Source organism: Gammaproteobacteria bacterium (genome assembly GCA_016712635.1).
In the GTDB taxonomy this organism is placed as follows: domain Bacteria; phylum Pseudomonadota; class Gammaproteobacteria; order SZUA-140; family SZUA-140; genus JADJWH01.
This window is the reverse complement of record JADJQS010000002.1, coordinates 341911-364652: the sequence shown is the minus strand read 5'-3', so window position 1 is coordinate 364652 and position 22742 is coordinate 341911. Positions and strand designations below refer to the sequence as shown.

The window sequence follows — 22742 nt, the reverse complement described above, 5'->3', positions numbered from 1 at the left end:
GTGGGGCTGGCGCAAGCGATCGAACAGGCGAGGATGTTTATCGACCGTGGCGAGATCCATGCCGCGGAGGAGATCACGGAACGGCTGCGGAAAAAGGCGCGCGGCAATGCCGAGATCCAGTTCCTGGAGGGCTGCATCCACTATAAGAAGGGCGACTTCGCCGGGGCGGTCGATCTCTTCCGGAAGGTGGTGGAGCGATCGCCCGACGATGTCAATGCGCGCGTCAATCTCGGAGTCGCTCTCGTCGGCGCCGGCGCCCCGGCAGAGGCGGTCGAACATCTGTCCAAGGCGCTGGCACGCAGGCCGGATCACTTCATCGGCTGGTATAATCTCGGAAACGCCTTCCGTGTACTGGAGCGTTACGGCGAGGCGCGCGATGCCTATCAGAGGGTGATTGCCTGCCGGCCGGATTATCATCCCGCCCACAATAACCTGGGTTACGTATCCGGCAGGCTCGGCCTGACGGAGGAGTCCGAGACCGCCTATCGTGCGGCGCTGGAACTGCACCCGGCGCCGGATGCCTGTATCAATCTGCTGCAGGTGCTCAAACGCCGCGATCCCGATCGTGTCCATGCGTTCATACACGAAGCCGCGGTCCGTTTCGATGACCCGGAGCTGTATTCCTGCATCTTTCCCAGCGCGGTGAATCTGTGCGCATGGCCGCTCGTCGAGCGCATCCGCGCTAGCGTGCTCGCGTATGCGCAGGCGGATGACTGCAAGGCGGAAATTCTGCAGGATCTCCTGCTGCCGTTCAACTCCAGCCCGGGCATCGCGCCCGCCGTCATGCTGGCGGTACATTGCAACTGGGCGCGACGCAGCGGCTATACGCCGATGACAGCCGTGATCAGTCCTGCCACGCCAGCCCCGGGCGACCGGCTGCGCGTCGCCTATCTGTCGGGGGATTTCACTGGCCACGCCGTCGGCCTGTTTATGCGGAACCTTCTGGCCAGCCACGACCGCACGCGGTTCGAGATCCTGTGTTATTCGACGTCCGGGCAGAAGGACGACATGACACGCGAGATGACCAGGCATGTCGACAGCTTCCTCGATGTTTCGGCACTGGACGACGAGCTGCTGGCGCGCCGCATGCGGGAGGACGGCATACATCTTCTGGTGGATCTGGGCGGGCACACCATGAATACACGCGTCGCGGTGCTGCGCCACCGCCCGGCGCCGGTACAGGTGACGTACCTGGGATATCCGAACACGACGGGCCTGGCGGAGGTGGACTACCGGATCACGGACGGATACGCGGAGGCGGAGGGCGGGACGCGGTATACGGAACGGCTGATGATGATGCCGGAGAGTTTCCTGTGCTTCGGGTCGTTCGCGGAGCGGCCGCGGATGGAAGAGCCGCCGGCGCTGGGCAGGGGTTACGTAACCTTCGGATCGTTCAACCACACGCGCAAGCTGACGCCGGAGGCGGTGCGGCTGTGGAGCGGGATCCTGCAGCAGGTGCCCGGGTCGCGGCTGCTGATCAAGGCGAGCCTGGCAGGGGAGGCCTGCGTGCAGGCGAACCCTGTACGAGGCCTTCGCATCGGCCGGGATCGGGCGGGAGCGGGTGGAACTGCGCGGTTTCACGGCGACGCGGGAGTCGCACCTGGACTGCTACAACGAGGTGGACATCGCGCTGGACACGTACCCGTACCACGGGACGACGACGACCTGCGAGGCGCTGTGGATGGGGGTGCCGGTGGTGACACTGGCGGGGAAGGTGCATGCACAGCGGGTGACGTACTCGATCCTGAAGAACATCGGGGTGGAGGAGACGATCGCGTGGACGGAGGAGGAGTACGCAGGGATCGCGGTGGGCCTGGCGCGGGATCTCGGAAAGCTGGCGGCGCTGCGGGCGCGCCTGCCGGGCGCGGTGCGCGGGTCGATCCTGTGCGACCCGGTGCGCTTCACGCGCCAGCTGGAACAGCTTTATCTGGATATGTGGCAGGAGAAGGCCGCGGCGCCGTCCGATGCGGTCGAACCCCGCGCGGATGTTCCCGCCGCCATCCCGGACGAACCGCAGTCAAGCAACCTTCTTGTGCAGGCCAGGACACTGCTGATCGACGGACGGGCGGCCGAGGCGCTGATCCTGGCCGGGCGCGTGCTGCAGGGGGAACCGCGCGACATCAACGCCCTCTTCATAGCCGGCACCGCCTGCCACAGGCTCGGAGAACATGACCGCGCGATCGAGACCTTGTCCGGCATCATCGAACGTGCCCCGGATTTCCTTGATGCCCGCCTGAATCTCGGCGTGGCGTTTAACGAGGCCGGGCGGCACGCCGAGGCCGAGGCGCAGTATCTTGCCCTGCTCGCCGCCGATCCCCGCCACCCGATCGCACTCAACAACCTGGGCAAGCTCTATCACGGCCAGCTGCGCCTCGATGAGTCACGGCGCGCGCTCGAGTCCTCGATCCTCATCCGGCCGGACTACTGGATCGCGCATCTCAATCTCGGCAACGTGTATTCGGCACAGGGTAATTACGAGATGGCGGCGCGTTGCCACCGGCGCTCGCTGGAAATCGAACCGCACCCGGAGACGTACGCGGCGCTGATCAGTGTGCTGAAGAAGGCCGGTGCCTTTGAGGAGGCATACCGCCTGGCCTGCGAGTTCGTGGAACAGATGGGCACACCGGTCGATGCCCTGCTTCCGGTGTCGACGATCCTTTACCAGGCCTGTGCCTGGCGGATGCTCGAACGCCTGCAGCCGGCCGTGCTGGCGCTCGCGACCGACGTCAAGGCGCGCAATGCCTATCGGGAAAATATCCTGCTCGATCTGAATGCACGTCCCGATATCGATCCGGAGCGCCAGTTCGATCTGCACCGCCTGTGGGGCGAGCGGGTGCCGCGGCCGGCGAATCCCCGCCGGGAATACCCGGCGGCCGGACGCGGCGACGGTCGGCTGCGCATCGGCTATCTGTCGCCCGATTTCCGTTCTCATTCGGTAGGGCTGTTCATCGGCGCCGTCATCGCCGCGCACGACACGGAGCGATTCGAGATCAGCTGCTATTCCAGGTCCGCCGCGCTGGACGGCCTGTCGGAACAGATTGCCGCACGGGCGCGCAGCTTCATCAACGTGAGCGCCATGAGCGATGAGGCGATCGCGCGCCGTGTCCACGAAGATGGTATCCACATCCTCGTCGATCTGGCTGGACATACCGCCGAAACCGGGCTGCCGGCTATGGTCTATCGCCCGGCACCGGTACAGGTGACGTACCTGGGATATCCGAACACGACGGGCCTGACTGAGGTGGATTACCGGATCACGGACGGGTACGCGGAGGCGGAGGGCGGGACGCGGTATACGGAACGGCTGATGATGATGCCGGAGAGTTTCCTGTGCTTCGGGTCGTTCGCGGAGCGGCCGCGGATGGAAGAGCCGCCGGCGCTGGGCAGGGGTTACGTAACCTTCGGATCGTTCAACCACACGCGCAAGCTGACGCCGGAGGCGGTGCGGCTGTGGAGCGGGATCCTGCAGCAGGTGCCGGGGTCGCGGCTGCTGATCAAGGCGAGCCTGGCAGGGGAGGCCTGTGTGCAGGCGAACCTGTACAAAGCCTTCGAATCGGCAGGGATCGGGCGGGAGCGGGTGGAACTGCGCGGTTTCACGGCGACGCGGGAGTCGCACCTGGACTGCTACAACGAGGTGGACATCGCGCTGGACACGTACCCGTACCACGGGACGACGACGACCTGCGAGGCGCTGTGGATGGGGGTTCCGGTGGTGACACTGGCGGGGAAGGTGCATGCGCAGCGGGTGACGTACTCGATCCTGAAGAACATCGGGGTGGAGGAGACGATCGCATGGACGGAGGAGGAGTACACGGGGATCGCGGTGGGCCTGGCGCGGGATCTCGGAAAGCTGGCGGCGCTGCGGGCGCGCCTGCCGGGCGCGGTGCGCGGGTCGATCCTGTGCGACCCGGTGCGCTTCACGCGCCAGCTGGAACAGCTTTATCTGGATATGTGGCAGGAGAAGGCGCAGGCAACCCAGGAAATAATCCGGCCTGCCCGGCCGGGATGCTGGGTCGATCACGTGCTGGACAAGCCGTACGTCGTACCACTCCTTGCATCCTGGCAAGGCTATCTGGAAAAACACGCAGGCTCATGGCACTGGCTGCAATACCAGCAGGCGCTGGACTTGTATCTGGAGGCGCTGACGATGGATGACATCAAGGATCGCCGCGCCAGACTGGACTGCGCGTACCGCCTGCTGTCGCAGTCCCTGCAGGAACAGCCCGGTCTGTCTGTCGCGCAGAGTTTCGTGCGCGTCGCCGTCGAGCTGGGCGAGACGGAGCGGGCGATGGCCGTGACACAGGAGATGATCGGCGCGGTGCTGGCACACTCGGAGGTTGTTGAGCTGCCAGAGCCTTTTCTGCCGGTATTAGCCGGATACGAACAGGTCGCAGCCCGAGGCGAACTGAAATGGTGGCTGCTGACCGCGCTGCTGGAGCTGCGTGATCGTCTCCTTGCCGACGGCGCGGAGTATACCGGCGGTGACGCGGCGGAGTCATTGAATCTGATCGACCGTCTCGGTTATGGCAACGACTATGTGGCAGGGCGCTGCCGGGCGCTTCTGAAGGCCGCCCGCAGCTGAACCAGCATCGGCCGTTGTACTGCATCCGGAGCGACGAGTTGACACCGGTATAGCGAAACGCGCGCTTTTCGCAGGGCAGGCATGTTCTCCATGCCTGTTCTCAAGGATGAATTTCGATTTGACGGCCATCTCCTTAATATATAGTCCCTATCCCATTTCCTGTTGATCACGCCGTCCCGGTTGTCGGCGTGCCTGCGCCTGGTCAGGTAACTATCCGAAGCAGATTCATCCCGGATTCATCGCGCGGTCCGCAGCGTGGGTCCTGTCCGGGGCGGCCATCCATTCTCCTCAGCGCGTTGAGGTGATCGAATATTATTAATTTATTTATTTGTTTTGAATGAATAATTTTATTTGCATGGCAGCCGGTCACGTTTTTGAAACCACCCAATGTGGCCTGGGTTCGATTTCTTAAAGAAAGATGCGGTAGGGCCGATAGCTTCGTCGGGAGCGGTAAATACTGCCAAACGCATGGGGAGTATATCCGCTGTAGACAACTTCTTCCGGGTAGCATGGGTCTGCCAGGAATCTAGGAGAATAGAAAATGCCGCAAATTATTAATACCAACGTTGCTTCACTGAATGCACAGCGCAACCTGAACAAGACCCAGGGCGACTTGGCTACGTCGCTGCAGCGTCTGTCTTCCGGTCTGCGCATCAACAGCGCCAAGGACGACGCCGCCGGTCTCGCGATCTCCGAGCGGTTCACCACTCAGATCCGCGGTCTCAACCAGGCGATGAGAAATGCGAACGACGGTATCTCGCTCGCCCAGACGGCCGAAGGCGCACTCGGGGAAGCGGGTAATTCAATGCAGCGTATCCGCGAGCTGGCGATTCAGTCCGCCAACTCGACCAACTCGGTATCGGACCGCGCCGCTCTCAACGCAGAAGCCCAGCAGTTGCTGAGCGAGATTCAGCGCAACGCCCAGACGACCTCATTCAACGGGCAGAAGATCCTTGACGGCTCCTTCTCGGCGGCTCAGTTCCAGGTCGGCGCGGAAGCGAACCAGACCATTTCCCTGAGCATCTCCGGTGCGACCACCAACCTGCTGGGCGCCTATCAGGCGACCGGGGTCCAGGCGGTCAGCACAGTAGCTTTCGATGGCGCCGACCTGAGCATCAATGGTGTGGCGGTGGCCGCTTCGGCCCAGACCACCTCAGCGGGCGTCACCGCGGGCAGCGCCGCCGCCAAGGCGACGGCCATCAACGCCGTGACCACCCAGACCGGTGTCACCGCAACGGCCTCCACCACCCTGACGGGCGTCGCGCCGGTTGCCGGCGTCAGCCTGGGTAACGGCGAGCTGCTGATCAACGGCGTTGCCGTCGGATCCATCGCCTCGGCCGCGACCTCGGTTCAGCAGGCGAACAACGCCGTGACGGCGATCAATGCGGTCTCCAACCAGACCGGTGTGAGCGCCGAGGCCAACCAGTCGACCGGCGTGCTGACCCTGAATGCCGCGGATGGCCGCAACATCACCATCTCCGCCGGCGGTGCCGGCACGGCCCAGGTCGTGACCGATATCTTCAACGCCGTCGGTCTCGATGCAGCCAGTGAGACAGATCCGACCGGTAACAACACCCAGACCCTGACCATCGACACCGGCGCCACCTTCGTAACGACCGGTACCGCCAACACCGCCGAGGTTATAGCGGGTGACACGGTGACGGTCGACGGCCTGATCTACGAGTTCTACAACTCGGCTGGCAGCTACAGCGGTTCCAACATCGGCGTCGGTGTAGCGGTTGCCGGTGACGAGAGCGCCATCGCCACGGCCCTGACCTCGGCAATCAATGCGCAGCGTGCCCTGGGCACGACCACCGCCTCCGCCAGTTCGGCTGCCGGCGTGGTCACCCTGACCAACGACAAAGTCGGTTCCGAGACCCTGGGTTATGCGGAGACCGTGGCCGACGGTGCCGGTGTCATCGTGCAGAGCACGGAGTCGACGGGTACCGACGCTGCCGGCGCCACTGCGGTGGTGACGGGCGGTACGCTGACCCTGAGTTCCGACAAGAACTTCACGTTCACCGGTACGACGGCGCAGTTGACCGCGGCCGGCCTGCAGTCCGCCTCCACGGCGCTGACCCAGCTGGCCTCTGTTGACATCTCCGATGTCGACGGCGCGAACTCGGCAATCTCGATCATCGACGGCGCACTGGCACAGATCTCGACCATCCGCGGCAGCCTGGGTGCAATCCAGAACCGCTTCCAGTCGACGATCTCGAACCTGTCCGCCACGGTGGAAAACCTGAGCGCCGCCCGTTCGCGTACCCTCGACACTGACTTCGCGGCGGAAACCGCCACGCTGACCAAGGCGCAGATCCTGCAGCAGGCCGGCGTGTCGATCCTGTCCCAAGCCAACTCCCTGCCGCAGCTGGTCCTCCAGTTGCTGCAGTAAGTCGGTAACAAACTGGCTAATCCGGGGTGGCATCTGCCACCCCGGATACGCCTTCCACGGACATCGCTACAGGCGAGGGGCCGTGACCTGCGGTTCGCGGCACGTTATGCCGAAACGGCGGGGCTTTAGAAGCAGATTATATACACGAGGTCCTGTTTCATATTACCGCCGGAAGCGGCCATCATTATTTCCGCGAGGACTTCGTATGCATCAGACCCGATCATCCCGAGCAGATATCCCTATGCGGCAAGATCTTCCGGCCGGCGGCAATCCGCAGCCGACCGCATCCGAATCCCGTTCATTGTCAGCGGGCGACGCCAAGCTTACCGAGGCTGTCAGCCGGCTGAACGACTATATCCAGAATATCAATCGCAACATCGAATTCACCGTCGATGCGGAGGTAAACCGCGTCGTGGTCAAGGTATACAACCTCGAAACAACGGAGATCATCCGCGAAATCCCGGCGGAAGAGGTATTAAACATGTCGCAGTATGTCTCGAGGCAGAAGGCGTGGCTGTCAAGTATGGGGTTGTGACGCCGGATTGGTCCTTATTTTGCATTCAGGAACTGCAAGGTACCGGAAGGATTAAGCGAGACGGGAATGGCGACCATCACATCACCAGGCATTGGCAGCGGTCTTGACATCAATTCGCTGGTTACCCAGCTGGTCGAGGCCGAGAAGGCCCCCCAGACGGCCCGGCTTGACACCAGGGAAGCCGTGCTGCAGGCAAGACTGTCCGCTTTTGGCACCCTGAAGGGCGCCCTGTCCTCGCTCCAGACCTCCCTCTCGGGTTTGACCTCGCTCTCGACGTACCGCGGTCGTACGGCGACTTCGAGCAACCCGGATGTGCTGACGGCGAGCGCCGGGACCACCGCAGCCGCCGGGAGATATCAGGTCGGTTTCACCGGGCCAGCCACAGAACACAAGCTGGCAACCGATCCGGTCAACCAGGAAGGCGCGCGCTTCACCGCCGTGACCGACACCATGGGCACGGGCACGATCACCTTCACCTTCGGTACCTCGGTGTACGACGGCGATACCGACACCTACACCTCGTTCGAGCAGAATCCGGCGCAGCCAAGCTATACGGTGGAGATCACGGACGGAAGCCTCCAGGGTATACGTGACGCCATCAACGGGGCCGAGATGGGGATTACGGCGTCGATCATATTCGACGGTACACACCAGCGCCTGGCGCTGTCGACCGAGGACACCGGAGCCGCGAACAGCCTGGAAATCACCGTCGCGGACGATGACGGCAACGACGCAGATGCCGCCGGGCTGTCTCTGCTCGCGTTCAACAGTGGCGCCACGCACATGATCCAGACCCAGGCGGCACAGAATGTGTCCGGCCTGACCATAGACGGCATCGCCGTCACCAGCGCAAGCAATACCCTGACGGACGTGATCAACGGTCTCGCGATCGACCTGCTGGAGCCTGGAACTTCCACCTTGACCGTTTCCTATAACAAGGACAGCGTGTCGAGCGCGGTCAGCAGCTTCGTGGAAAAATATAACGGCCTGATCAGCACGGTCAGGGATCTGTCGAGCTACAACCCCGATACCGGCGAGGCAGGCCTGCTCAACGGCGACGGCGTGCTGCGCAATATCGATGCGCAGGTGCGGCGCGTGTTCAGCCAGACGGTGAGCGGACTGAGCGGACCGTATCGCCAGCTGGCCGATATCGGTATCACGCGCAGCGCCAGCGACGGCAGCCTGGTGCTGGACAATGTCAAACTGGAAGCCGCGATCGAAGACAATTTCGATGCCATCGCCGGAATGTTCACCGCCTACGGCTCAACCAGCGATTCGTTGATCCAGTACCAGTCGTCGACCGCAGTAACCCGGGCCGGTGAGTACGACATCAACATCAGCCGGCTGGCGACCCAGGCCAACTTCGCCGGATCGGCTGCGGCGAACCTCACCATCACGGCGGGCGTCAACGATGGCCTGACGGTATTGATCGACGGCGTCTCGACGAACATCACGCTGTCGGCGAAGACATATGCCTCAACGGCGGCGCTGGCGGCTGAGCTGCAGTCCAGGTTTACCGCCAGCGATGACCTGAAGAAAGCGGGCGTCACGGTGCAGGTCGCCGAGTCGGGCGGGGTGCTGACCGTGACCTCCGATTCATACGGATCCGGATCGAAGGTTTCCGTCACCGGCGGCAACGCCAGAAACGGACTCTTCGGGCTGGCGCCTGTGTCGACCGACGGTGTTGACGTCGCGGGCACCATAGGCGGGGTCGAGGCGACGGGCGACGGACAGAAACTGATCGGGCAGGGCGTGGCGCTGGGACTGGAGCTGATGGTGGTCGGCGGTGTGACGGGGAACCGCGGCAGCGTCGCTTTCTCGCGCGGATACGCCGAACAGTTGGACAACGTACTTGATCAACTGCTGGCTGGCGACGGATTGTTCGATGCCGTGACCGACGGCATCAACCGTAATCTCGGCACCATTGAAACCCAGCGTGAGCAGGTGGAACTCAGGTCGCTGGCCTACGAGGAGAGGATCCGGGCGCAGTTCACGGCGATGGACATTCTCGTCGCCCAGTTGAACACCACCAGCGATTTTCTCACCCAGCAGCTGGAAAGCCTGTCGCAGCTGGTATCAAGACGTTCGGAATGATGTGCAACGAAAACGCTGTAATGTACGCCCGGCGTGGTCCGGGCCGATATATGGAAACACAATCATGACGGGGAGGTCATGTAGATGAACCAATTTGGCTCGAAAAATAATCAGGCGATGCAGCAGTACCGGAGTCTTGGCATGCGTACTGCGATCGAGGACGCCACGCCGCACCGCCTGATCCAGATGCTGATGGACGGCGCGCTGGACAAGATCGCGGCGGCGCGGGGTTTCATGGAGCGGGGCGAAATCGCTCAGAAGGGCGCTCACATCAGCTGGGCGATATCGATCATCGACGGCCTGCGCGTCAGTCTGGACAAGTCCGTCGGGGGCGAGATCGCGCAGAATCTCGAGGATCTCTATAACTACATGATGGTCAGGCTTGCCGAGGCGAACCTGAAGAATGATGCCGCATACCTGAACGAGGTGTCGGGCCTGCTGCGCCAGATCAAGGAAGGCTGGGACGCGATACCGCAGGAGATCATCCGCGACCATGCCGCGGGCAAGGGTTCACCCCAGTCCGGACAGGCCTACGGCCAGTGATGGCCTTCGGACGGAATGTTTCCCGTCTCGACCCGCAGGCGGCGCGATGGCCTTCGCTGATCTGAACGCGATTCTGGCCCTGAGCCGGGAGATGCTGGAAAAGGCGGAAACAGGCGCCTGGGAAGATCTCGCCGGCCTCGAGAACAGGCGCGCTGTCATGCTCGCGGAATACTTCGAGGCCATCCGCGCTGCCGGCCCTGACGCGGGCGACGGCGACGGGATCCGTGCTGTACGCGAGCTCAACGAACGTATCCTCGAGCTTGGAAAAATCCAGCGCCATCGACTGGTCAGTGAGATGTCGGACAGCAGCCGCCAGCGCCAGGCAGTCTCCCGATACAGGCAGAACAGGATCGGCTGAGCGCCATCCGGCCGATTCCATATCGCTTCTTTGTCCAGCCCGCGCTGTACTTCGTGACGCCTCGGCTTGTTGTCTGATGCGGCGGGATCGAGTATCTTTGCCTGCATGGATAATGACGGTGCTTCTCAATTCGGCGAGGGCCTGGTCTACGAAGATACCGTACCGCTCTGCTGGCGCGAGCTGGGGAACGATATCTCGACACCGGAGCTGTTGAGAACGCATCAGTCAAATGAGCGTGTTCTGCGGTATTTCGCCGCGCTCGATGAGTATCGCGGCGAGGCCGCCGACGAGGAGCACGGCCACGTCGCACATGAATTGACCCGCCTCGAATTCAAGACAAATCTGTTGCTCGACATGGTTGCCCGCCTGCTGGTCGAGCATGTCTCCATGCCGGCCGCGGTGCCGGTCAAGATGAGCGGCGCCGGTATCCAGTGGTACTCGCAGGTGGCTCCCGCCGTCGGAGGCCTCCTCAGCGTCGATATCTACCTGAACCAGAGATATCCGAGTCCGATCACCCTGTACGGAGAAGTGAGCCGTGTCCTGCCGGTGGAGGGGGGGTTCCAGGTGGATCTGAGTTATCGGGATATGAGCGATACACTCCGAAGCTGGCTCGAAAAGCTGATCTTCCGGCATCACCGGCGACTCGTCGCCCATTCCCGTCAGCAGGGTCGTGTATGATATTCTCCACTAATATCACGGTGTTGGAGGGCAGCATGGAAGGGCGCCGAGTTTTTGACATCATAGTTAAAACGGGTTAGGCTGTAGGTCGATTTCTGGACCCTGTACCTAATATATATAAAGTAAAAACAATCCTGCATAACGCAGCTTAGGAGAAGGGGAAGGCCGAATGGAATCCGTTCTGGTCATCGATGAGGATCAACAACGATCCGAATGTCTGAAAGCTATTCTGAATTTCGTCGATTTCGATAGCGTCCAGGTGGCAAATCCGGCGCAGTGGAAGGCAACCGGGCTTACGCCTGAAGCTGTCGGTGCTGCGGTGGTGGCGGCGGACGCGGCGGACGAACGCTGGGTCGATACGGTCAGGGCGCTCCACGAATGGGACGCCGGTATGCCTATCATACTCATCGGTAACGGCGCCAAGAGAAAATTACCGGCTGACATAGAGCCCATTGTCATCGGCCAGCTGAAATTCCCTCCGAAATACAAAGAACTCACCGGTATTCTCCAGCAGTCGGCGGTGTACCGCGCCAGCCGGCGGGAGAAACAGGACGATCATTCGCCCGAGCTTTTCCGCAGCCTGGTCGGCAACAGCCGGCCGATACGCATCGTGCGTACCCTCATCGAGCAGGTGGCGGATTCGGACGCCACCGTGCTGATCCTGGGCGAGTCCGGCACCGGCAAGGAGGTGGTTGCGCGCAATATTCATTATAATTCCGTGCGCCGCAACAAGCCGTTCGTGCCCATCAATTGCGGCGCCATCCCGGCCGAGCTGCTGGAAAGCGAATTGTTCGGGCACGAGAAGGGTGCCTTCACCGGGGCGATCAGCGCGCGCCAGGGGCGCTTCGAGATGGCCGAGGGCGGCACGCTGTTCCTCGACGAGATCGGCGACATGAGCATGCACATGCAGGTGAAACTGCTGCGCGTGCTACAGGAGCGGACCTTCGAGCGCGTCGGCAGCAACAAGACCATCACCGCCGACGTGCGCATCATCGCGGCAACCCATCGCAACCTCGAGAAAGCGATCGCGGAAGGCAAATTCCGCGAGGATCTGTATTACCGCCTCAACGTATTCCCGATCGAGATGCCGCCGCTGCGCGATCGTTCCGAAGATATCCCGCTGCTGATCAAGGAACTTATTACGCGCATGGAACATGACAAGCGCGGATCGGTGCGCCTGACGCAGTCGGCCATCATGGCGCTTTCGCAATATCACTGGCCGGGTAATGTGCGTGAGCTCGCCAACGTCATCGAGAGGCTGGTCATCATGCATCCCTACGGCGTTGTCGACATGCACGATCTGTCCGAGAAGTACCAGCCGGAGCCCGGCGGTCTGAAGGACGCTGTAATCGCCGAGGAGAATCTGATCACCGTCGGCGTGCTCGACATCCCGCGGCTGCCGCGTGACGGGATCGACCTGAAACAGCACCTGACCAACCTCGAGTGCAACCTCATCAAACAGGCCCTGGACGACGCCGACGGTATCGTCGCGCATGCCGCGAACCGCCTGGGCCTGCGCCGGACGACGCTCGTTGAGAAGCTGAGAAAGTACGGTTTGCATCGCACGGACGAAGTGACGTGAATTTGACGTTACGGTCAGTAGCAATATTCAACTATTTGTAATCCATAAAAAATAAAATCCGGCACGGTTATTGCTCCCTGTCTTGCCGGCGGGGTCGATCGGCGATCCCGCCGCTAATTCGACACTGCGACTGGGACGGGAGTGCATGGATCAAACCGCGACACGCCAAGCGCAACGCTTGACGGATGCCTTCGATCATTTCAATCGCGTTTCGGAACAGCTGACCTCTTCCTACCAGCTGCTGGAACGCCATCTGGCTGAGATTACCCGCCGCTTCGCCGCCGGGACGGCCGCCGCACCGTCTGCCGCCGCGGCGCAGGTCCATTCCATCCACCACGTGCAGCCGATCCTGGACGCCCTGCCGGCCGGGGTCGTCGTGCTCGACGGCGACGGCCGCATTGCCCATTGCAACAGGGTCGCAGCCGATCTGCTCGGCGAGCCACTTAACGGCCTCAGCTGGTTCGAGGTCATCCGCCGTGCATTTGCCGCCCAGAGCCGGCTCGGCGACCTGCGTCTGGTTGACGGGCGCATGGTCGCTCTCGCCACCAATCCCCTCGAGGGCGAACCGGGACAGGTAATCCTGATCAACGAAGTGACCGACGCGCGTGCCGTGCAGGCCCTGGTGCAGCGCCAGCAGCGTCTCGCATCGATGGGCGAGATGGCCGCCTCGCTCGCTCATCAGATCCGCACCCCGCTGGCCACCAGCCTGCTGTATGTCTCGCAGCTCGAGAACTGCGGCCCGACTTCGGCGGCGCAGCGGCGCGGCATCGGCAAGATCCGCGCCAGTCTCGACCATCTCGACAAACTGGTGCGGGACATGCTGATGTTCGCCCGCGGCGGTTCGCTGGCGACGGAGAACTTCAGCGCCGCCTCCCTGGTCGACGCCTTTCGCAACATGTCGGCTCCCCTGGTACATGCCGCCGGCTGCCGTCTCGAGATCATCGACGACAGCGGTGACGCGATGCTGCGCGGCAACCAGGAAGCCCTGACCGCGATTCTGCAGAACCTGCTTGAGAATGCGATCCAGGCCTGCACCGGCGGAGAGCGCGCGACGGATGGAGGCGATACGGGCGCAACGGAGCATCGGCGCGGCCATCTCTGCTTCATGGCGCGCCGGCTCGCCGGGCTTGAATCCATCGAATTTCTGCTCAAGGACGATGGCCCCGGCATCGATGCGGCGGTGCGGGGACGCATACTCGAGCCGTTCTTCACCACCAAGCCGCACGGGACCGGGCTCGGCCTCGCCGTGGCGCAGGCGGTCGCGCATGCGCATGACGGTGTGCTGTGGATCGAGTCCGAGCCCGGGAGCGGGACCGTCGTGGGCATACGCCTGCCGCTGGCGGCTGCGGGGAATTCCTGACGGTCGGCGCGATATCCGGTCCGTGAGCCATGCAATGGAAGATGGGGTATGACCATGAACAATGCCACTGTGCTGGTTGTTGAAGACGAGCCGGGTCTGCGCGAGGCGCTGTGCGATTCGCTGGACCTCGCCGGCTATCCGGTGACCGCGGCGGACAACGGCCTCGAGGCCGTGCGCGTGCTGACGGAGCACCCCGGCGGCATCGGCATGGTGATCAGCGATGTACAGATGAAACCGATGGACGGCTACGCGCTCCTCAGCCATATCCGCAGCAGCCGGCCCGACATCCCGGTGCTGATGATGACCGCCTATGGCACTATCCAGCAGGCCGTGCGGGCGATGCAGGCCGGCGCGGTTGATTACCTGGTCAAGCCGTTCGATGCCGTGAAGCTGGTGGAGATGGTGGAGCGCCACATGGCGCACCTCGTCTCCGATCCCGGTGACATGGTGGCGATAGATGCGGGCAGCCGCTATGTCGAGAATCTTGCGCGCCGCGTCTCCGCCACCGACGCGAGCGTCATGATCACCGGGGAGAGCGGCGTCGGCAAGGAGGTGCTGGCGCGATACATCCATCGTCACTCGCCGCGCGCGCAGCAACCCTTCGTCGCGATCAATTGTGCCGCGATTCCGGACAATATGCTGGAGGCGACGCTGTTCGGTTACGAGAAGGGAGCGTTTACCGGCGCCTGCACCGCCTGCCCGGGCAAGTTCGAGCAGGCGCAGCACGGCACCCTGCTGCTGGACGAGATTTCAGAGATGGACCTCGGCCTGCAGGCGAAGCTGCTGCGCGTCCTGCAGGAGCGCGAGGTGGAGCGCCTGGGCGGGCGCAAAATGATAGCGCTTGATGTCCGCATCCTCGCCACATCCAACCGGAACCTGCGCGATGAGGCGGGCGCCGGCCGTTTCCGCGAGGACCTGTTCTACCGTCTCAACGTCTTTCCGCTCCATCTGCCGCCACTGCGCGAACGCCGTGCGGACATCCTGCCGCTGGCGCGCAGGATGCTGGCGCACGGCGCCCGCGCGCAGGGCCGCACGGTGCCGGAACTGACCGTGGACGCCGAGAACCGCCTGCTCGGGCATTCATGGCCGGGCAACGCGCGCGAACTCGACAACGTCATGCAGCGCGCACTGATACTGCAGACCGGCACCGTGATCGATGCGGGTGACCTGCAGATCGAGGAGGCGCGTCCGGCGCCATCCGGTATGACGCCGGCGGGCGCCGGACCCGCCGCCCTTGGCGAGGATCTGCGCGGACGCGAGCAGCAGCTGATCCTGGAGACGCTCGGCGACGTGCACGGGAGCCGCCGGGCAGCCGCGCAGAGGCTCGGCATCAGCGAACGGACACTGCGCTACAAACTCGCCCGCCTGCGCGAGGCCGGCGTCGAGCTTCCGGACTGACTGGCTCGGAACATGCATAAGTCGGCACATGTACAGGAACGAATCGATCACGGTGATCCAAGACGGTCGGCGTACGCGCCGCGAGGAGGTTGAATCATGACGGATATCAACGCCACCCAGCTCATATCCCAGATGCGGTCGATGGCCGCTGCGGCCGGCGGTTCGCCGGCGGATGGCCAGGTCTCTGCGGGGGGCAACTTCTCGGACCTGCTCTCCCAGGCGGTCAACAACGTCAACGATGCGCAGCAGCAGTCAGCCGAACTCAAGGAGGCGTTTCAGCGCGGCGAGGAGGGCATTGACATTTCGCGTGTCATGATCGCGTCGCAGAAGGCGAGCATCGAGTTCCAGCTCATGATGCAGGTGCGCAACCGCCTGATCAGCGCGTACCAGGACGTCATGAACATGCAGATCTGACGCGGGGGACGGGCCGGGCGTACCGGGCAGATCTATGGGAGATGATTCAGGCGAGGATGGGATTCTGGAGGCAAGATGGCGGTAGTGACAAAGGACAATATGGTGATGCCGGCGCGGGGATTTTACGGACTGTCGATGTTGCGGCAGTTCGGCCTGATGGCGGGCCTTGCGGCCAGTGTGGCGATCGGTGTGGCGGTCGTGCTGTGGTCGCAGAAACCGAGCTACCGCATGCTGTACAGCGGGCTTGCCGAGCAGGATTCGGCCGCCGTCGTGCAGTCGCTGCAGAAATCGGGAATTCCCTACGAGATCGCTGACGGTGCCGGTACGGTCATGGTGCCGGCCGACGACGTGCACGAGGCGCGCCTGAAGCTCGCGGGCGAGGGACTCCCCAAGGGTGTCGGTGCGGGGTTTGAGCTGCTCGACAACCAGAAGGGCTTCGGCGTCAGCCAGTTCATGGAGAACGCCCGTTATCAGCGTGCGCTCGAGGGCGAGCTGGCGCAGACCATCGCCTCTATCAGCTCGGTACGCGCGGCGCGCGTCCATCTCGCGATACCCAAACAGACGGCCTTCGTACGCAGCCAGAAGAAGCCGACCGCCTCGGTCACGGTGGACCTGTATGCCGGGCGCGGCCTGGACGAGGGCCAGGTCGCGGCGATCGGCCACATGGTCGCCGCCAGCATCCCCAACCTCGACGTCGACCAGGTGACCATCATCGACCAGCAGGGCCGTCTGCTGACGCAGCCGGAGGCGGGCGACGACATGCGCCTGACCGCCACGCAGTTCGATTACCGCAAGCGCGTCGAGGCGTATTACACCAAGCGCATCGAGGACCTCGTGACACCGATAACCGGCCTCGGCGCGGTCAAGGCGCAGGTCAACGCCGACATGGACTTCACCGTGACCGAGGAGACGCAGGAGAGCTTCACTCCGAATCCGCCCGCGGTGCGCAGCGAACAGACGGTGGACGAAAAGACCCTGCTGTCGCAGCAGGCGGGCGGTGTGCCCGGCAGCCTGTCCAACCAGGCGCCTTCGACCGGCGCCGCAGCGGCCGCGGGTGATGCCGCAGCCCCCACCGGCAGCTCGGTGCAGCGCGCCACGCGCAACTACGAGATCGACAAGACGATCAGCCACACCAAGCGCAACGGCGCGGCGATCAGGCGCCTGTCGGCTGCGGTGGTCCTCGACGACCGCACGTCAGTCGACGAGGACGGCGAGACGGTGCGCGAGGCGCTGAGCGAGGAGGATATCACGCGCATCACAAACCTGGTCAAGGAGGCGATCGGATTCGACGCCGAGCGCGGCGACAGCGTCAATGTGATCAACCAGTCGTTCACCCAGCCGCCGGTGCCGGAGGAAGTGCCCGAGCCGTCCATGTTCTCGGCCGTGAACATCTGGGACATCGCCAAACAGGCGCTCGCCATCGGCGCCGTGGCATTCCTGATCTTCGGCGTCCTGCGCCCGGTGCTGCGCGAGCTCGCCGCGAAGGGCAAGGCGGCGCCGCAGCCGCTGCTTCAGGGAGACGGGCAGATGACGGAGGACCAGCTGACCCTGAGCGGCGGCATGCGCCCGGCCGGCTTGCCCGCCGGGGGCGGCGGCTACGATACCAACCTGAACGCGGCGCGCACGCTGGCCTCGCAGGACCCCAAGCGCACCGCGCAGGTGGTCAGAAACTGGGTGGCGGCGGAGTAATGCGGAGCACGGATCATGGCGGATAAGAAGCAGGCTGCAGAAATCAGCGGGGTCGAGAAGGCGGCGGTGCTGCTGATGAGCCTCGGTGAACAGAACGCGGCCGAGGTATTCAAATACATCGGCCCGAAGGAGGTTCACCGCCTCAGCGCCGCGATGGCGGGCCTGAAGAAGGTCTCGACCGAGCAGGCCAATACGGTGCTGAAGGAGTTCGTGCAATCGGTCGGCAAGGAAACCTCGTTCGGCATGGCCTCGCAGGACTACCTGCAGACCGTGCTGGTGAAGGCGCTCGGGCAGGACAAGGCGGGTAACATCCTGAACCGCGTCATGCTCGGCGATTCCGCCTCGGGTCTCGAACAACTCAAATGGATGGATTCCCACGAGATCTTCGAGGTGATCAAGATGGAGCACCCGCAGATCATCGCGGTGGTGCTTTCCTATCTCGACAATGACCAGGCGGCCGATGTGCTGTCGCTGCTGTCGGAGAAGATCCGCGCGGACGTTCTGCTCCGGATCGCCGTACTCGACCGCCTGCAGCCCACCGCGCTGCAGGAACTGAATCACGTCATCGAGGAACAGTTCCGCGGCAATTCCAACGTCAAGTCGTCGACCGTCGGCGGGGTCAAGGTCGCCGCCAACATCCTGAACAGCATGGATTCCGCGCTCGAATCCGTGATCATGGACCAGATCAACGAATTCGACAAGGAGCTCGGCGAGAAGATCCAGGATCTCATGCTGGTGTTCGACGACCTCGCAATGGTGGACGATCGCGGCATCCAGGCGCTGCTGCGCGAAGTTTCATCCGAGACCCTGGTGGTGGCGCTGAAGGGATCGGAAGAGGCCCTCAAGGAGAAGGTGTTCAAGAACATGTCGAAGCGCGCCGGCGAGATGCTGCGCGACGACCTGGAGGCGAAAGGTCCCGTGCGTCTCAGCGAAGTGGAGGCCGCGCAGAAGGAGATTCTCGCCATCGCCCGGCGCCTGTCCGAATCCGGCGACATATCATTAGGCGGCAAGGGTGGAGAAGAGTACGTTTAAGGTCATCAGCGGCGCGGCGGCGGATGCCTGCGAACGCTGGGAGCTGCCCAGGGTAGGCGGCGCAGCGCCGGGCGATGCCGCGGCGCACAGCGGCTATCTGACCGCGACCCGCATGGAGGAAATCCAGCGCCAGGCCTATGAAGAGGGATTCGAACTCGGGCGGCGTGAAGGTATCGAGAAGGGGGCGGCGCTGGCCAGGGAAAAGGCGGAGCGGATCGAGGCGATACTGAACCTGCTCGCGCGCCCGCTGCACCAGCTCGACGACGAGGTGGTGAAGGAAGTTTCCAGTCTCGCGCTCACCGTCGCGCGCCATGTCATCCGACGCGAGCTGAGGACCGATCCCGGCCAGGTCATCGCCGTGGTGCAGCGCGCGTCCGCGATCCTTCCGGTCGCATCGCGCAATGTCCGCCTGTTCGTCAACCCGGCCGACGCGGAGACGCTGCGCGAGGGGCTTCCCGCGCCGCAGGGCGGGGAGTCCGGCTGGCAGATCCTGGAGGACCCGGCACTCGCGCGCGGCGGATGCCGCATCGAAACGGAGAACTCGCGCATTGACGCCAGCGTAGAGCGGCAGTTCGCGGCGATCGCCGCCGAATTGCTCGGCGGAGAACGGGAAGGGGATGCCGATGCTGTCTGAAACCAATCGCGCCCCGGCATGGCGCCGGCGCATCGCCGAGTGTGCCGCGGGCCTGAAGGCCGCGCCGCCGCTGGTGGTGGAGGGCAAGATCACGCGCCTGGTCGGACTGACGCTGGAGGCGATCGGCTGCCAGGCGGCGATCGGTGACCGCTGCCTGATCGACAACCCTGCCGGCCATCCGCTCGAGGCCGAGGTGGTCGGCTTCGCCGGCGACAAGACCTTCCTGATGCCGAGCGGCGAGATCCGCGGTCTGATGCCGAATGCGCGCGTCACCCCCACCGGACGCGTCTACGAGGCGGCGGTCGGCGACGGCCTGCTCGGACGCGTGCTGGACGGTACCGGCAATCCTCTCGACGGGCGCGGCCCGGTGCGCAGCGAGACCACCTATCCGCTGCTCGGCCGGCCGATCAATCCGCTGCAGCGGCGCGTCATCAGCGAGCCGCTCGACGTCGGCGTGCGCGCCATCAACAGCCTGCTGACCATCGGCCGCGGCCAGCGCCTCGGACTGTTCGCCGGCAGCGGCGTCGGCAAGAGCGTGCTGCTCGGCATGATGACGCGCTACACCGACGCGGACGTCACCGTGGTCGGGATGATCGGCGAGCGCGGCCGGGAGGTGAAGGAGTTCACCAACCGCATACTCGGCGCGCACGGCATGGCGCGCGCGGTGGTGGTGGCGACGCCGGCCGACACGCCGCCGATGCTGCGCCTGCATGGCGCCATGCTGGCCACGAGCATCGCGGAGTATTTCCGCGACAAGGGGCTCAAGGTCCTGCTGCTGATGGACTCGCTCACGCGCTATGCGCAGGCGCAACGCGAGATCGCGCTCGCCATCGGCGAGCCGCCGGCCACGCGCGGCTATCCGCCCTCGGTGTTCGCCAAGCTGCCGCAACTGGTCGAACGCGCCGGAAACGGGGACGGCAACGGATCCATCACCGCGCTGTACACGGTGCTGGCCGAGGGCGACGACCAGCAGGACCCGATCGCCGACGCCGCGCGCGCCATCCTCGACGGCCACATCGTGCTCAATCGTGAACTGGCGGACGCCGGGCATTATCCGGCGATCGACATCGAGTCCTCGGTGAGCCGCGTCATGACCGAGGTCGTCAGCCCCGAACATCAGCGCCAGGCCATCCGCTTCAAACAGCTCTATTCCACCTACCGCCGCAACCGTGATCTGATCAGCGTTGGCGCCTACGCCAAAGGCAGCGATCCGCGCATTGACGAGGCCGTCGATTACCATCCGCGCCTGACGCAGTTCCTGCAGCAGGGGATCAACGAGCGCGTGACGTTCAAGGACGGTCTGCGCGGCCTCGGTGAGCTGCTCGGCGGCGGCGTGCCGCAGAAGACGAAGAAATAACGGACTGACGAAGCCTGTGTACAGGAGGAGGCGCTATGACTAGATCGGACCGGCTGGAGCCCATCGCCAGTCTGCAGCGTGACAAGGAGATCAAGGCGACGCAGGTGCTGGGCGAATCGCAGCGCCGCTATCTCGCCCAGGAACGCCGGCTGGCCGACCTCGAGCAGTTCCAGCGCGAGTATCAGCAGCGCTTCCAGTCACTCGGCCGCAGCGGCGCCACGATCGACCGCTTCAAGGAATACCGGCATTTCAACGAACGCCTGAACGACGCGATCCAGCAGCAGAAAAAGCTTGTGGAGGAATGCCGGCACGAGCTTGAGCAGAAGAACCGCTACTGGAGCGAGGTGAGGTCGAAGCGGAGCGCTCTGGACAAGGTCATCGACCGATTCCGCTGCGAGGAAACGTCACTTGCGCGGCGGCGCGAACAGCGCGAGAGCGACGACCGCGCGCAGCGCATGCGCCCGCTCATCGACGGTGAGGGATGAGGCCGGGCCCCCCGGTTTTGCTGGCATGGATATTGCCTTTTTCCCGGACGATACGTCCGTCGGCGTGAATCAACGGAGCGGGGTGGAGTCATGGCGGTATCTGCAGGTGTGAGTCTTTCTTCAATTCCCCGTGTCATGGACACGGCGGTTCAAGGCGTCGCCGCGGGCGACTCCCTGCCTTCGGCGGCGGACTCCGAGCCGGGGAATGCGCAAGGCGGATCTTTCGGCAACCTGATGAATTCCCTGCTCGCCGCGCCGCGCCTGCAGCAAGGCGCGGCCGCCACGGGCGACAGATCCATGACCCCGCTGCCCGCCGCGACCGCCGGCGATGAACCCGTATTTCAATCGGCGCCGGATGGCAGCCCGTTCGACATACTCGTTCCGGATCCACCTGCGTCGGCGGCGATGCCCCTGCCTTTGTCTCCGGATGCATCATTGCCGCCCGCCGGCAAGGCCTTGCCGCCTGTGTTCGCTGAGACCGCTGAGGGCGAGATCGCCGTGAACGAAATCGAGGCGGCCATGGCGGCGGAAACGCATGACGATGGCGACGGCGATCCGCTGCAGTGCACGGCCGCGCCGCAGATTGTGCCATGGGATACCGTGCCCGGATCGGCGGCGGACGCTGAGCCGCGCGCAGCGATGGACGGAGCGGCGCTTGCGGACACCGGCGCATCACCCGCGGCAACCGGGCAAATCCAGGCCCCGGCGCCGCTCCCTGCGCCGGCCACGACCATGTCCGCAGTTCCATTACCGTCCTCGCCGGCGGGTTCACTGACAACCGTTGCCGCCCCGTCCGCCCCGCCGGCGCAGATCACGCCGGAAGCGGGCGCGGCACGTGACGCCGCCGCCCCGCGGACTGACGCGGCCATGCGTTCCGAACAGATAGCCGTCGCATCGGCTGACACGCAGCCTGAGGCGGGGTCGGATCATGATTCCACGCCGGACGGCGGCACGCGCCTGCAGGAACTGCTTGCCAGGATAGGTGCGGGTGATGGCGCGGCGCGCACCCGGAGCGAGAGTTTCACATCCCTGCTGCAGGCTGCCGACAGCGGCTCCCAGGGAGGCCCCGCCGCATTGACATACGCCCAGGCCGGCATGTCCGGCGGTCCCGTTCGTGATGCGGCACCCGGCCTCGCCGTGCACACGCCGCTGCGCCATCCGGAGTGGAGCGACGAAGTCAGCCAGCGCATCCGCTGGGCGATCGGAAATCAGGTGCAGTCCGCGGAGATGAAGCTCAATCCGCCGCAGCTGGGTCCGCTCGAGGTGCGCGTCAGCGTCGATTCCGACCGGCAGATGACCGTAACGCTGAGCAGCCAGCACGCCCTGGTGCGCGAGACGCTGCAGGAAAATCTCCCGCGGCTGCGCGACCTGATGAGCGAGCAGGGCTTCGGTGCGGTGAACGTGGACATCTCGCAGCATTCCTCGTCGGATGGCAGGAAACCGGCGCCGCAGCAGGCGGACACGGACGCCGCGCCGCGTGCGGAAGCCGCGCCGACCGGCGCGGCAGACGCCGGTCCGGGCCGGCTGCGCGAGACCCGCAGCCTCGTCGACCTGTACGCCTGATTCACACCCTCCCGTGCCGGCGCGCCGGCGCCGCCCCGGGCCGTCC

Annotated in this window: 18 protein-coding genes and 1 pseudogene; all 19 read left to right on the top strand. The window is 64.3% G+C overall.

All coding sequences use genetic code 11. The features are described 5' to 3' along the window. The 19 genes and pseudogenes from IPK65_04900 (at position 1) to IPK65_04810 (ending at position 22696) form a co-directional block, all read left to right on the top strand. Entirely contained in the window at positions 1 to 2172 is a 2172-nt protein-coding gene (locus tag IPK65_04900; protein MBK8162491.1) for a tetratricopeptide repeat protein, read from the top strand. Positions 2173 to 2479: 307 nt separating this feature from the next. Further along, a pseudogene (locus IPK65_04895) lies at positions 2480 to 3331 on the top strand (hypothetical protein). Continuing rightward, positions 3308 to 4582, top strand: a complete 1275-nt coding sequence (locus IPK65_04890) for a hypothetical protein (GenBank protein MBK8162490.1) — start codon at positions 3308 to 3310, stop codon at positions 4580 to 4582. The pseudogene IPK65_04895 and the gene IPK65_04890 overlap by 24 nt, the downstream one beginning before the upstream one ends. A gap of 541 nt (positions 4583 to 5123) precedes the next feature. Continuing rightward, positions 5124 to 6974, top strand: a complete 1851-nt coding sequence (locus tag IPK65_04885) for a flagellin FliC (GenBank protein ID MBK8162489.1) — start codon at positions 5124 to 5126, stop codon at positions 6972 to 6974. Between the two features lie 241 nt (positions 6975 to 7215). Further along, complete coding sequence (locus IPK65_04880) at positions 7216 to 7509, top strand: flagellar protein FlaG (GenBank protein MBK8162488.1); 294 nt, start codon at positions 7216 to 7218, stop codon at positions 7507 to 7509. Between the two features lie 66 nt (positions 7510 to 7575). Continuing rightward, positions 7576 to 9603: a flagellar filament capping protein FliD gene (gene fliD / locus IPK65_04875; GenBank protein MBK8162487.1), complete on the top strand. Its 2028-nt coding sequence runs from the start codon at positions 7576 to 7578 to the stop codon at positions 9601 to 9603. 84 nt (positions 9604 to 9687) lie between these two features. After that, positions 9688 to 10146 carry a flagellar export chaperone FliS gene (fliS, locus tag IPK65_04870; protein ID MBK8162486.1) on the top strand — a complete coding sequence of 153 codons (459 nt, stop codon included), beginning with the start codon at positions 9688 to 9690 and terminating at the stop codon, positions 10144 to 10146. A gap of 46 nt (positions 10147 to 10192) precedes the next feature. Then, positions 10193 to 10504 carry a flagellar protein FliT gene (locus IPK65_04865; protein ID MBK8162485.1) on the top strand — a complete coding sequence of 104 codons (312 nt, stop codon included), beginning with the start codon at positions 10193 to 10195 and terminating at the stop codon, positions 10502 to 10504. Between the two features lie 105 nt (positions 10505 to 10609). Next, on the top strand, positions 10610 to 11182 hold the full coding sequence (locus IPK65_04860) for a PilZ domain-containing protein (protein MBK8162484.1): 573 nt from the start codon (positions 10610 to 10612) through the stop codon (positions 11180 to 11182). 169 nt (positions 11183 to 11351) lie between these two features. Then, on the top strand, positions 11352 to 12764 hold the full coding sequence (locus tag IPK65_04855) for a sigma-54-dependent Fis family transcriptional regulator (protein MBK8162483.1): 1413 nt from the start codon (positions 11352 to 11354) through the stop codon (positions 12762 to 12764). Positions 12765 to 12909: 145 nt separating this feature from the next. Next, positions 12910 to 14124 (top strand): PAS domain-containing protein, encoded by a 1215-nt coding sequence (locus tag IPK65_04850; GenBank protein ID MBK8162482.1) that lies wholly within the window; start codon positions 12910 to 12912, stop codon positions 14122 to 14124. Positions 14125 to 14178: 54 nt separating this feature from the next. Next, on the top strand, positions 14179 to 15522 hold the full coding sequence (locus IPK65_04845) for a sigma-54-dependent Fis family transcriptional regulator (GenBank protein ID MBK8162481.1): 1344 nt from the start codon (positions 14179 to 14181) through the stop codon (positions 15520 to 15522). Between the two features lie 96 nt (positions 15523 to 15618). Further along, positions 15619 to 15936: a flagellar hook-basal body complex protein FliE gene (fliE, locus tag IPK65_04840; protein ID MBK8162480.1), complete on the top strand. Its 318-nt coding sequence runs from the start codon at positions 15619 to 15621 to the stop codon at positions 15934 to 15936. 75 nt (positions 15937 to 16011) lie between these two features. Next, positions 16012 to 17625 (top strand): flagellar M-ring protein FliF, encoded by a 1614-nt coding sequence (fliF, locus tag IPK65_04835; protein MBK8162479.1) that lies wholly within the window; start codon positions 16012 to 16014, stop codon positions 17623 to 17625. Between the two features lie 15 nt (positions 17626 to 17640). Beyond that, positions 17641 to 18657, top strand: coding sequence for a flagellar motor switch protein FliG (gene fliG / locus IPK65_04830; protein MBK8162478.1), 1017 nt, complete (start codon positions 17641 to 17643; stop codon positions 18655 to 18657). After that, positions 18638 to 19291, top strand: coding sequence for a flagellar assembly protein FliH (locus IPK65_04825; GenBank protein ID MBK8162477.1), 654 nt, complete (start codon positions 18638 to 18640; stop codon positions 19289 to 19291). The genes fliG and IPK65_04825 overlap by 20 nt, the downstream gene beginning before the upstream one ends. Next, complete coding sequence (fliI, locus tag IPK65_04820; protein ID MBK8162476.1) at positions 19281 to 20648, top strand: flagellar protein export ATPase FliI; 1368 nt, start codon at positions 19281 to 19283, stop codon at positions 20646 to 20648. The genes IPK65_04825 and fliI overlap by 11 nt, the downstream gene beginning before the upstream one ends. A 35-nt stretch (positions 20649 to 20683) precedes the next feature. Continuing rightward, positions 20684 to 21133, top strand: a complete 450-nt coding sequence (gene fliJ, locus IPK65_04815; protein MBK8162475.1) for a flagellar export protein FliJ — start codon at positions 20684 to 20686, stop codon at positions 21131 to 21133. Between the two features lie 135 nt (positions 21134 to 21268). Next, positions 21269 to 22696 carry a flagellar hook-length control protein FliK gene (locus IPK65_04810; protein MBK8162474.1) on the top strand — a complete coding sequence of 476 codons (1428 nt, stop codon included), beginning with the start codon at positions 21269 to 21271 and terminating at the stop codon, positions 22694 to 22696. Positions 22697 to 22742: the final 46 nt, after the last annotated feature.

Excerpts from the sequence above, each read along its gene's own strand:
- IPK65_04890 (MBK8162490.1), top strand. The coding sequence starts at position 3,308 with ATGATGATGCCGGAGAGTTTCCTGTGCTTCGGGTCGTTCGCGGAGCGG.
- IPK65_04885 (MBK8162489.1), top strand. The coding sequence starts at position 5,124 with ATGCCGCAAATTATTAATACCAACGTTGCTTCACTGAATGCACAGCGC.
- IPK65_04880 (MBK8162488.1), top strand. The coding sequence starts at position 7,216 with ATGCGGCAAGATCTTCCGGCCGGCGGCAATCCGCAGCCGACCGCATCC.
- fliD (MBK8162487.1), top strand. The coding sequence starts at position 7,576 with ATGGCGACCATCACATCACCAGGCATTGGCAGCGGTCTTGACATCAAT.
- fliS (MBK8162486.1), top strand. The coding sequence starts at position 9,688 with ATGAACCAATTTGGCTCGAAAAATAATCAGGCGATGCAGCAGTACCGG.
- IPK65_04865 (MBK8162485.1), top strand. The coding sequence starts at position 10,193 with ATGGCCTTCGCTGATCTGAACGCGATTCTGGCCCTGAGCCGGGAGATG.
- IPK65_04860 (MBK8162484.1), top strand. The coding sequence starts at position 10,610 with ATGGATAATGACGGTGCTTCTCAATTCGGCGAGGGCCTGGTCTACGAA.
- IPK65_04855 (MBK8162483.1), top strand. The coding sequence starts at position 11,352 with ATGGAATCCGTTCTGGTCATCGATGAGGATCAACAACGATCCGAATGT.
- IPK65_04850 (MBK8162482.1), top strand. The coding sequence starts at position 12,910 with ATGGATCAAACCGCGACACGCCAAGCGCAACGCTTGACGGATGCCTTC.
- IPK65_04845 (MBK8162481.1), top strand. The coding sequence starts at position 14,179 with ATGAACAATGCCACTGTGCTGGTTGTTGAAGACGAGCCGGGTCTGCGC.
- fliE (MBK8162480.1), top strand. The coding sequence starts at position 15,619 with ATGACGGATATCAACGCCACCCAGCTCATATCCCAGATGCGGTCGATG.
- fliF (MBK8162479.1), top strand. The coding sequence starts at position 16,012 with ATGGCGGTAGTGACAAAGGACAATATGGTGATGCCGGCGCGGGGATTT.
- fliG (MBK8162478.1), top strand. The coding sequence starts at position 17,641 with ATGGCGGATAAGAAGCAGGCTGCAGAAATCAGCGGGGTCGAGAAGGCG.
- fliI (MBK8162476.1), top strand. The coding sequence starts at position 19,281 with ATGCTGTCTGAAACCAATCGCGCCCCGGCATGGCGCCGGCGCATCGCC.
- fliJ (MBK8162475.1), top strand. The coding sequence starts at position 20,684 with ATGACTAGATCGGACCGGCTGGAGCCCATCGCCAGTCTGCAGCGTGAC.
- IPK65_04810 (MBK8162474.1), top strand. The coding sequence starts at position 21,269 with ATGGACACGGCGGTTCAAGGCGTCGCCGCGGGCGACTCCCTGCCTTCG.